Annotated in this window: 14 protein-coding genes; 6 read left to right on the forward strand and 8 right to left on the reverse strand. The window is 31.6% G+C overall.

Features of this window, described 5'->3' with window-relative positions; translation table 11 throughout:
• The 4 genes from O1449_RS15975 to O1449_RS15990 all read right to left on the reverse strand — a co-directional run.
• On the reverse strand, positions 1-207 hold a 207-nt coding region (locus tag O1449_RS15975), incomplete at its 3' end, for a hypothetical protein (protein WP_269239826.1).
• A gap of 56 nt (positions 208-263) precedes the next feature.
• Entirely contained in the window at positions 264-806 is a 543-nt protein-coding gene (locus O1449_RS15980; RefSeq protein ID WP_269239828.1) for a plasmid replication DNA-binding protein, read from the reverse strand.
• A gap of 63 nt (positions 807-869) precedes the next feature.
• Entirely contained in the window at positions 870-1793 is a 924-nt protein-coding gene (gene repM, locus O1449_RS15985; RefSeq protein WP_269239830.1) for a replication initiation protein RepM, read from the reverse strand.
• 686 nt (positions 1794-2479) lie between these two features.
• Positions 2480-2695, reverse strand: coding sequence for a hypothetical protein (locus O1449_RS15990; RefSeq protein WP_269239832.1), 216 nt, complete (start codon positions 2693-2695; stop codon positions 2480-2482).
• A gap of 969 nt (positions 2696-3664) precedes the next feature.
• Between O1449_RS15990 and O1449_RS15995 the strand changes: the two genes are divergently transcribed.
• From O1449_RS15995 to O1449_RS16015, 5 genes are all read left to right on the forward strand, one after another.
• A complete protein-coding gene (locus tag O1449_RS15995) occupies positions 3665-4027 on the forward strand; it encodes a hypothetical protein (protein ID WP_180177477.1) in 363 nt (120 codons plus the stop codon).
• Between the two features lie 76 nt (positions 4028-4103).
• Positions 4104-4520 carry a hypothetical protein gene (locus O1449_RS16000; protein ID WP_180177476.1) on the forward strand — a complete coding sequence of 139 codons (417 nt, stop codon included), beginning with the start codon at positions 4104-4106 and terminating at the stop codon, positions 4518-4520.
• A 280-nt stretch (positions 4521-4800) separates the two neighbouring features.
• Entirely contained in the window at positions 4801-5088 is a 288-nt protein-coding gene (locus tag O1449_RS16005) for a BrnT family toxin (protein ID WP_269239835.1), read from the forward strand.
• A complete protein-coding gene (locus tag O1449_RS16010) occupies positions 5075-5386 on the forward strand; it encodes a BrnA antitoxin family protein (RefSeq protein ID WP_269239837.1) in 312 nt (103 codons plus the stop codon). The genes O1449_RS16005 and O1449_RS16010 overlap by 14 nt, the downstream gene beginning before the upstream one ends.
• Positions 5387-5459: 73 nt before the next feature.
• Complete coding sequence (locus tag O1449_RS16015; protein ID WP_269239839.1) at positions 5460-5753, forward strand: hypothetical protein; 294 nt, start codon at positions 5460-5462, stop codon at positions 5751-5753.
• A gap of 64 nt (positions 5754-5817) precedes the next feature.
• Here O1449_RS16015 and O1449_RS16020 read toward each other — a convergent pair whose 3' ends face one another.
• From O1449_RS16020 to O1449_RS16035, 4 genes are read right to left on the reverse strand one after another with little or no spacing between them, the layout of a single operon-like run.
• The gene (locus O1449_RS16020; protein WP_269239841.1) at positions 5818-6795 is read right to left on the reverse strand and encodes a hypothetical protein; all 978 of its coding nucleotides are present in this window, start codon (positions 6793-6795) and stop codon (positions 5818-5820) included.
• Between the two features lies 1 nt (position 6796).
• A complete protein-coding gene (locus O1449_RS16025) occupies positions 6797-7771 on the reverse strand; it encodes a DGQHR domain-containing protein (protein ID WP_269239843.1) in 975 nt (324 codons plus the stop codon).
• 2 nt (positions 7772-7773) lie between these two features.
• On the reverse strand, positions 7774-8646 hold the full coding sequence (locus O1449_RS16030) for a NotI family restriction endonuclease (protein WP_269239844.1): 873 nt from the start codon (positions 8644-8646) through the stop codon (positions 7774-7776).
• Entirely contained in the window at positions 8639-9739 is a 1101-nt protein-coding gene (locus tag O1449_RS16035) for a DNA-methyltransferase (protein ID WP_442865348.1), read from the reverse strand. The genes O1449_RS16030 and O1449_RS16035 overlap by 8 nt, the downstream gene beginning before the upstream one ends.
• A 104-nt stretch (positions 9740-9843) precedes the next feature.
• Here O1449_RS16035 and O1449_RS16040 point away from each other — a divergent pair.
• Positions 9844-10120, forward strand: a 277-nt coding sequence (locus tag O1449_RS16040; protein WP_269239846.1) for a hypothetical protein, incomplete at its 3' end; no start/stop codon positions are given.

A 10120-nucleotide genomic window follows, 5' to 3' on the forward strand; every position in this document is an offset into this window, starting at 1 on the left:
ATCAAACACAACAACAGTATAATCAAGGTATGTTTGGCTTAGCGAATAACTTTTTGCCAAACCGTTGAATTTAAGATTTTCTAAAATTAACATAATACGCCTTATGTGAAATACTTGAACTTTTCCTTTTCGCATCAATATCTTAAAGTAAGCCGTTCTAGGGTTCAGCGCACTGGAACGGCTTTTTCTTGATCTTTCACGTTCCACGCCTATTCTTTGCTCATTGTTCCGTGATTTTATTCATTCAAATTAAACAATCTTGATTAATCATAGGGTCTAAAAAAACGACTCCAAAACCCTCTTTTTTGAGGTTCTGGCTCGATATGTTCTGGTATAGGAATTCTTGGGTTTTGAAGTTCTTGTTCTGGTTTTGCCTCATTTTCATTTGACTTAGTAGTGTTCTGCTCACGACTCGTATTTGGGTTGATAGACGTAGTCATATTGGTTGTAGAAGGTTTCATTTCAATGAGTGTTAGAAGCGTATCTATACGAGCATTAGCCTTAGATTCACGATCTTCGGCTTTTTCTAATTGTTTTTTTAGAAACTCGATTTGGCTTTTCAGTTCTACGACTATTGTATCTGTGTATTCAGGTGTATTTTGATTTTGTATTGGAGGCGTATCAGTACGTTTTGTGTTTTTTACTCCAAAAGGCTCACCATAGACACGAAGTAGTTCTGAGAAATCTATAAAGCCATCATGATCACGACTTAATACACCATTTTTTATATCTTTATATAGTGTAGCTCTAGATTTTTTATACAGATTAGCAGCATCACTAACACTGTATTTCGTAGCTGTATTCATAGTGTATTGCTGTGTATTTTGAAAACGTATTGAAGAATACAATATGTGTATTCTCGAATACACTCAAGGCTTAAATCCAAGGTTTTTTAGATGTGGTAAAAACTGCTTTTGTTGTATTGGATCTTTCAGCATGTCTTTTATCTTTGCTGCTAGGCTCTCATAGCTTTCATTACCATTTGCTAAGTTTGAGAATTCAGGTAGTCGTGAAAGCTGATTACCAAACATATTGATTTGAGCATCTGTCATTTGGTGAAATACTGTTTTGGATCTTTGGTTTAGTGGTTGTTGAGATGGTCTAGTTTTCGATTTAATTCTGAATTGAATATCTGTGATAACTCGACCTTTCTTGAATTGGTCATAGTCAACGGTAATGTTGGTATGTTTATTAATTTCATTTACTGCTCTATCTAAAACGTTAGATTTAAAGTTAGACATAGTTGAGTATTCACTCGCATCAAGACCTAGCTTTGATCTAAGATCGTTAATACTGTATTTCTCTGTTTTTGCTACATTCAACCATTTAATTAATAGTTCATATAGCCTGATGCTATATTTACTTCTAAAGTCAGATACTTGTTCTATATGATATTTTGTAAATTGTTCGCTTAATCGGCTAATTAAGCTAATAACTTCGTTGCTAAGATATAAAACAATAAGGCCACTAGAATCGACATAGGTCACTTTGTTTACCCAGTTTGCAGTCGTAAAAGCCTCTTGGCCCTTATATCTATCTAAATAGCTAAATTCCCTTCGTTTTAGTGTTTTTGCAGCCTCTCTAAGCAAACCATAAGCATTATTACTATCCACTTTAAATTGATTAACATAGTCACTTACAACAACTTCTATTGGTGTATCCGATGTGAGATTAGAAAATTCTCTCGCTCCAACTATGGCTAAGAGCATGATGCGTTGCTCTATGAGTGATAAGTTAAAAGAAGCATCGATAAGAGCATTATCTTTAACCACTAATTTATTGTTATTTGTCATGATTGATATAAAGCTTAGTAATACATATAACTAGGTTATATGTTATATATTTTAAATAGTCAACTATTCAACTATTCAAATACCCCTTAAACCTATCTTTATAACCCCTTAAACCTATCTTTATAACCCCTTAAACCTATCTTTATAACCCCTTAAACCTATCTTTATAACCCCTTAAACTATTGCTATTAAAGGCTTTCAGCTTGTCTAAAAACATTAAAAACATTTAAAAATAATTAAAAGCATTACCTGGTCAAAATTGCCCTTGGTTTTCGCTTCGCTCAAACTCTATTGAATCTCGCTTTCGCTCGATTCCTGGGGCAATTTTTTGGTTCTTACTATCGTGAATTTTAGAAAATGCAAAAGCACTCGGAATTCGCTTCGCTCATAAAGTTTTATGCTCGCTTCGCTCGACCTAGAATCAAATTAAAATATCTGTTCATCATTTTTTTTAGGGTTAAGATATTTAAAAATTGTTTTTCAAAAAGCCGAGGCGCGATTTTTTGTTATGTCGCTCGTAGACACTCGCTAAATGCTTCTGTTTTGCCGTATTTTAAATTTTTAGCTCTCTAGCTATGTTTTCCCTATTTAAAATTTTAATCACGCTCTATGATCAATCCACTTGGTTTTGAACTGTATTTTTAGATAGGTCAAAGTTTTCTTTGTTTCACTTTCTTCTGTTAATTTCATTCTATGATTTTAAAGTTTTGTCTTTTTGATTGGATCATTTCATTTTTTTTCTTCAATGATGTTTGTTGCTGTAGTTGCTCTATCGTTGCCATACAAAGACTGCAAAAAAATTCATCGTTCTCTGCGTATTCACCAGAATTTATTCGTGAAAATTTTTGATCTTCTCTTCCGCAAAGCGTACAGGTTTTTGGAAAAATGATGACTGGATCCATTGAATCTATCCTCTAATTTTTTGCATTTTTTAATTGTTTTTATTAAAGCGGACTCTAGCAACTTTTCGGGTTTTTAATTTGTAATTTGATCAAGGCTGCGGAACATTCCGCAATTGTTTTTGTCACACACCACGCACCTTACGGTGTTTGCCTCCAAAGCTTTATTCTATAAGGCTTTCAATGCTAAAAAATCAAATCGTCTTTTGTATACGAAATTATGAATCTTTAAGGTCTAAGTTTTTGTTATTTAAAGACTATATTTTGTATACAAAAACTGAAAAAATTGTATACGTAAAATGTTTGAAAATTGGCTTAAGTAATTAATAAATATTATATTTATTTTGTATACGTCATTTGTTACGCATTTTCTTGTAAAAATAGTATTAAATTATTGATAAAAATAATAAAAAGTGTGTATACACAGGTTTTAAAATTTTATGAAATTTTTTTTCGGTTTTTGATGTGATTGAAAAAGTGATTTTATAGATTTTTTTTAGTCATTTTTTATAAATCAGGGGTTAAAGTAGGCTGATAAAAATTCAGAAAACTGAAAGGTAAATTTGAAAGTAAGCATGAAAAAAATTTCAAATTTTGAGTTAGAAAAGTTCCGAATCCTGGTCGAAATTTTTTAGAAAATTTTTGGCAGTTTCTATGAATATTGGATCAATTTTTGTTTTTTTTTAAATCGAAAAACCAAACATGCAGATTTTTTGATTAAAAAAAATGAGTGCAATATTTCTATTTGAAGCTGCAATCTTTGACGCAATTTTGAGTTCAGTGACGTTCTTTTCTGAACAAATATCTATCTCTGATTGCTGCTTCGCATAAGGGGTATTATGTTAATTTTAGATTTTCTTAAATAATCAAAAAATTTATGCTTCTTAATTAATTAATTGACACGTTATATTTGAATGGTTTAACATAGAAACCTACAAAAACAAAACATCATATGTGGAACAGGTATATAACATGCAAAATTTCAGTGCTCAATTCCAAGGTATTATTAATACTAACTTTGGACAAAAAATCTTAGACTTCCTAAATGAAGAAAAAACTATCGTAATGCTTGAAACAGCAACCTACCTTAGTCGACCAGCAATTGAAGCCTTAGTTCCAAGTTTAGAAGCTAGATTTGGTAAAGAATTAAAAGCTATCGAAGATAATTCTAATAATCCAGAAAATATTGATTTTGATCGCTTAAAACAGGCTATCGGCCACATGGTTAGAGTAATCATGGAAGAACATGGTTACTTGATTGACCAAAACAATGTGAAAATTCCTGATACGCGTAATACTCTCTTTTCAAGAGCAACGAGATATAAAAAAGCTTAATTTATATAGGAACTTGTTGAAATAAAACAAGTTCCTTATTTTTTAAGTAACTAAAATAAATACGGTAATAGCAAATATGAAATTATTTTTGGATTGTGAGTTTAATGGTTTTGGTGGAGAACTGATTTCCATGGCTCTTGTTGATGAAAATGAAAAATACTTCTATGAAGTTCTACCATGTATGAATCCAACTTCATGGGTATTTAATAATGTTATCCCTATTTTAAATAAGCAAGCTATTGATTTAAAAGAATTTAAAAAAAATTTATTTAACTTTCTAAATCACTATGAAACCATACATATAGTTGCTGATTGGCCAGAAGATTTTTCATTATTCCTAACAACCCTGATGCTTCAACAAGGCGTTTGTATGACTACCCCAAAGTTGACAATGGAACTTTGGGAAAGTGATACAAATCTGACAATAGATTCAGAAATACCTCACAATGCCCTACAAGATGCTTTTGCGCTAAAAAGAAGATATTTTCTATAAAGTTATTTTTAAAAAGTGATCCACTTTACAATATAAGATGTGCACCATTTAACATAATGGGCGTTATGCGAAACCACTTGTTAAAAATCATTATTTTTCAAATGTTTAAAAAATTAGTCATGACTAAAAAATAGGTGAAAAGCCGACTCGGAAACAAGTCGGCTGCTTTTTAAGCAAATTTGTCACTTTTAGCCAATAATTTTGACCAAAATTTACACTCTTTGTCTTATGCAAGACAAATATGTGATACATTATTGTATATACAAAATTGAATGTTTTTATGGAACTGTATTTCGAATGGGATGAGGCAAAGAACCAAAAGAATCAGAAAAAACATGATGTATCTTTTGAAACTGCAAGCCTCATTTTTGAAGATCCTTTAAGGATCTCAATCCAAGATAGACATACTGGTGGTGAAGAACGTTGGCAAACCATCGGTATGGTTAAAGGCGTACTAATGCTCTTAGTTGCTCACACCATCTTTGATGAAGATGACTGTGAAATCATACGAATCATTAGTGCAAGGGAAGTCACCAAAGCAGAGCGAGATAAATATGAGCATGGTTAGATATACACGCAAAGAACTGAATGAAAATTTCAGTGACAAGCAAGATGCTGAAATTAAACGCTTGCTTGCTAAGGGTACTGTGTCAGATGATCAATTAGATTTGTCTGATATTCCTGAAATTACGGACTGGAGTAATGCTATTCGTCATGGACAATTTTATCGTCCAGTGAAGCAACAGACTTCTATTCGATTAGATGCTGATGTTCTTGCATGGTTTAAAGCACAAGGCAAGGGTTATCAGACACGCATGAATAACATTCTGCGTGAAGCAATGTTAAAAGATTTAAAAAATCATTAAAAAATCCTAGGATTCAAGACAATGAACTACTTTGCAGAGGATCCCTTCTAGGTAATGTTACCTAGGAGAAACAATGAAAAAACTGAAATCTCAGTATAAACAATCTGTAAAAACATACCCTCATGAACGCTACCCTAATATAAAGAGTCTTTATTTTAAAAAATTTAGCACTCAACAAGAGAAAAGTTTTTATTTCATGCATCATATTGAATATAAAGCTTATCCTCTTAAACTTCGTGTAGCTCGTGGTCCTCGTCTAGCTGAAGCATGGGATGATCTTCCAGCATATGTTTACACAGTTGCTAAAAGTTGGAAGCACAATTCCAAACGAGCACATCAGTATTACAAAGAGCCTGAGTGGAAATGAAAGTGGGAGCTATAAGGCTCCCATTTTTGACTTCGTATAAGATATTTTATGTTAAATAGAAGCACTACCTTACTTTTGAAACACTTAGTACTTTTAGAGCTCCTTTCTTTAAATATGTTTCTCCTTGTGAATATGAATCTATTTTAATAAGTAAATTTTTAGCTAAATTAATAATAAACATGGAACCTTGAATAAATCGACTCATAGAAGATTGTTTTTTCATCAAAGAAAGGTTTTGAAATTTATACCATTCTTTTGTGTATACAATAATTTCATCTCTATAAGTATTTGATGTTTTATGTGGGAACCATGTTCCGAAGCTGTGCTTATAATTAACTTCATTTCTTATAAAAGACAACCAATTTTCAGCATGTCCATCAGTTGAAAGAATTGTTTTTAATTCAGATATTTGTCGTGATGCTTCGTTTCTGACAATCGTGGGTATTGAGGAATTGGTTAGTAATTTTTGATCTAACTCTGTAAGAAGGTTAGAAAATGCACGCCATGTATCTTCATGAGTACCATTAGGAAGAATTTCTATATTAAAGTGATTAGCCTGACTATTAGATAAGTTGAAAATATGTAATCCAGATTTGATTTGCTCATTTGGTAATGGTTGTTGAGAGCTATATTGGAAGGAGTTATTTAGTTTAGTTTTTTGACTGCTTTCTATTTGAATAGCCGCTGACCCGAAAATTCTGAGAATAGTATGTGCGGCAAAGAAAGCTGAATAATATGATTTTATTACAATCCATGCACTAGATTTAGGATATTCCCTCTCTGGAAATTGTAAAGCATATATAGATTCAAATGATGCTACTGCCATTCTATTTAAGTCAAAGGCTAATGCATCATTAAGTTTATCAATATCAGAAGAATGGAATTCAAAATGATACTTAGTTTTACTAGTATAGCTAAAATTAGCTAAAGTAAATGTAGGAATTTTATCAATACACTCTTTAATGGATAGGCCTTGTTTTAGACAAGGCGTTAGTATTCCAGTATGAATATATGGAGAAATAGAATTAATGAGTTGTTGCATTTTATAAACTAAAATTTTTTGAAAGTGATTGATTTAAGATGTCTACAATTTTAGTGTAAGTTCTTTTGTTCTTAAGTAGATGATTTTGATTAATATTGTTTAGTGGATGTAATACCGATATAAAGTTATCCGTTGAATAATCTCCTTCATATTTGAATTTTACACGTGGAGCCACATCTGTAAAGAAACTAATAATTGCTTTAAACACTGATGGTGTAGTAATTAAAGAATTATCATCATCTTTTAATGTTGTTTTAATAGCATGCAAGTAATTATTAAATATGTGAAAAATATTTATGTCAGATTGATCTCCTAAGATTGTATTTACATTCTTAAAAGCTTGATTAAATGTTGTTCTAGAAATTTTCCCCACTTTCTTTTCACTTGGAGATAACAGGCCTCTTAAAGCACTATTTTCATTTTCTGAAAAGTAATTAAATAAGGTTCTGAAAATTTTTTCATCATTAGTTTCTGTTTCTGCTAATTGTTTAATATCTAATAGAAGCTCACTTGGAACTGGCTTTTGTTTTGTGTTGATATCAATAAATAATCTTGTTTCTTCTTTTCTGCTTAGACCATGATAGACAATTACAGGTACACGTAATGTTTTTTGAGATAATGCAAATCCCCAAACCCGATGTTGACCATCAAGTACTAAGAATGCTTTCGGGTCAGCTCTGAAAGAAAGAGCTCGTCCGCCTTTTTTTAAAGTAAATTCTGCTTCAGACTGTGCTGATAAAATAATAGCATTAGGGATAGATCCAATACCGCTATCTATATAGTCGGCAATTTCTTGAGCTCTATTTTTGTCTAATCGTCTTTGAAAACCTTCCTCTTTATCATCAAATCTATTCGTTACAAAACAAGTTTTTGCCAGTACTTCAGAAGGTATAGTTAGTGAGTAAAATTTAGTATCACCTTGAGTAACTAAGCTATATGTATAACTGTAGATTTCATTTTCAATAGAAGTGGTCATATTTATAGTTCCAAGGTTAGAGATGTATGTTCTGAAATTTTGCTTTGTAAGAGCGCAATTAACTCTTCAAGTTCAACTTTAGCTTCATTTTTTAGGCCAAGACAAACGCCTATTCCATTAGCGTCTGTACTTAGTCTTTTATTCAAAGAGATCATGAAATCTTGTTTTGAGTTGTCATTTTTAAGTTGATATGCATGTAAATGGAATGAGTCAGCAATATCAACATTCTCATTTAGATGATCAAATGAGAATTCTTTTTTCATATAGTCTAATAGTACATCTTGAATGACGAGTACCATCTTTTTATTAATATGTTCGAAAGTCTCTACCTTATGGTGCATTTGAACGAGAATGGTTTTAGCTGTCATTTTCCAATTCATACCAAAAGGTTTTTTCTCGACTTCAGTGTTAGCATCAATAATTTTTAGTTCTTTCAACAAATTTTGACGTTCTGGCCAAATAGTTCCTGTAGTATCTAATGTTTGTAATTCAATACCTACAAAGTCTTTAACCTTTCCATCTTTTGCAGAAATAAGAAAAAAATCTACATTCCCACCAGGAATCTTAACTTCTGGTACTAAATGCAATTCATTGCCAGGTGTGTGACCCGTGAGCAAATGAAGACAGTCTATAAATATCTGCTTTCTTTCTAGAAGGCGATTAGGGCAAATAATAGTTGATACTTTTTCTGCCTTTTTATCTATAGGACTAGAATACTGTAAGGTACATGTTCCTATAGCAATAGATGGATCTGACTTCCTTGTTTTATAACATTTTTTTTTAGAATAAGGACATATCTGATCTGCTATGGCTTTAATTAAATCACTCGGCTCATGAGTAGTTTTTAAACCAAAAATTTCTACAATTTTACTCATTAATTACTCTACGTATTGCTGTATCTAGATAGCTTTTTGAAATATCTATACCAATAGATTTTCTATTCAAAATTTTAGCTGCTATACAGGTGGTTCCTGTTCCTACAAATGGATCTAAAACTATTCCGTCATTTGGACAAGTAGCTAAAATAGGAATTCTACATAGATCAATTGGATAAGGAGCAAAATGCTCTTTATTTTTTGAAAAACTTTCAGGCAAAATTTCCCATACATCGCTAGGTTTACTGCCATCAGGGTGGTATTTAAGAAAATAAAATCCTTTTGTTAATAACTCTTTAGCGCGACCAGATACTTTATCACTGTTAGAGTGAGTCGTACGGTTAGCACCTCGTATTACCATGCGAAAATCTGAATACTTTCCATCTTGTATAGACTTCAGCATTTCTTCTAATGCTTTAAAAGCATTATTTTTTTCTTCCTCGCTGAGTTCCGTTGATAACTCAATTTTTCTTTTATACTTAACTCCAGACACTCCAGTAGCCGAGACGATACTGCCATTTACTACCTTACTTTGTCTTGGTTTTGATCTGATTGTATCAGTATTATAAAAATAGTTGGCAGGATCTTTAACAAAGTGAAAAATGGTTTCATGAACATTCCCTAACTTATCTTTAGAGTTATCCATTCCACCTTTAACCTTGTTCCAAATTACTTCATTGCGAAGAACCCAATTTTGTTCATCAATTAATTTAAATGCGAATCTCCAAGGTATACCTAAAAGATGTTTATTTTTATATACATCTCCTAGATTTAGCCAAAAAGAACCTGTTGGTTTTAGAACCCGTTTCAGTTCACTTGTAATCTGTAATAGATTGTTAAAGAAATCATCTAAAGTCTTTTCAAGACCTATACCACCATTTTCATATTCTCTTTGGCTCCAATATGGAGGTGAGGTAATGATTGTATCTACTGATTCATCGGGAATTTGTTTGATGACATCTAGGCAATCACCTAATAAAAATAATGGATCAGTTTTATCACTTTTTCTATATACCTCAAATATAGATCTAAAATTTTCTTCAAACATATGAATTTCTTGAAAAAATAAATCTGGATTCTGAGGAAAATTCATATCAAATTACACATTAAGGGACATAAGTATTGTAGGTGATTTTTTGTAATTTAGAGACTATTATTGGTGTTAATAAAACCACTCAGATATTAAGAAGTATTTCGATGATTACGGAAGATTTCAACAAAGTTAGAGAGTTCCTAGAAAAAATGTTAGACAAAGACCCTAGTCATCAAGGTTTTTTAGAGGCGTATGTTAAACTTATAGAGGCAAAAAGTAAGTTTGATTTGGAGACAAACAAAGCCATTATTGAAAAAGAAGTACGTCAATCTGAGTTAAGTCATGATTTATGGAAAACTCAAGATACAAACAATGCTAATGTTCAAATGCAACAAAATACTAATCATGCAGATATGCAAAGAACATTTCATACAAATGCGC

This window comes from Acinetobacter sp. TR3, from assembly GCF_027105055.1.
Classification (GTDB): Bacteria; Pseudomonadota; Gammaproteobacteria; order Pseudomonadales; family Moraxellaceae; genus Acinetobacter.

Bases quoted from the DNA above. Each gene is read 5' to 3' on its own strand.
- O1449_RS15980 (WP_269239828.1), bottom strand. From the start codon at position 806: ATGAATACAGCTACGAAATACAGTGTTAGTGATGCTGCTAATCTGTAT.
- repM (WP_269239830.1), bottom strand. From the start codon at position 1,793: ATGACAAATAACAATAAATTAGTGGTTAAAGATAATGCTCTTATCGAT.
- O1449_RS15990 (WP_269239832.1), bottom strand. From the start codon at position 2,695: ATGGATCCAGTCATCATTTTTCCAAAAACCTGTACGCTTTGCGGAAGA.
- O1449_RS15995 (WP_180177477.1), top strand. From the start codon at position 3,665: ATGCAAAATTTCAGTGCTCAATTCCAAGGTATTATTAATACTAACTTT.
- O1449_RS16000 (WP_180177476.1), top strand. From the start codon at position 4,104: ATGAAATTATTTTTGGATTGTGAGTTTAATGGTTTTGGTGGAGAACTG.
- O1449_RS16005 (WP_269239835.1), top strand. From the start codon at position 4,801: ATGGAACTGTATTTCGAATGGGATGAGGCAAAGAACCAAAAGAATCAG.
- O1449_RS16010 (WP_269239837.1), top strand. From the start codon at position 5,075: ATGAGCATGGTTAGATATACACGCAAAGAACTGAATGAAAATTTCAGT.
- O1449_RS16015 (WP_269239839.1), top strand. From the start codon at position 5,460: ATGAAAAAACTGAAATCTCAGTATAAACAATCTGTAAAAACATACCCT.
- O1449_RS16020 (WP_269239841.1), bottom strand. From the start codon at position 6,795: ATGCAACAACTCATTAATTCTATTTCTCCATATATTCATACTGGAATA.
- O1449_RS16025 (WP_269239843.1), bottom strand. From the start codon at position 7,771: ATGACCACTTCTATTGAAAATGAAATCTACAGTTATACATATAGCTTA.
- O1449_RS16030 (WP_269239844.1), bottom strand. From the start codon at position 8,646: ATGAGTAAAATTGTAGAAATTTTTGGTTTAAAAACTACTCATGAGCCG.
- O1449_RS16035 (WP_442865348.1), bottom strand. From the start codon at position 9,739: ATGAATTTTCCTCAGAATCCAGATTTATTTTTTCAAGAAATTCATATG.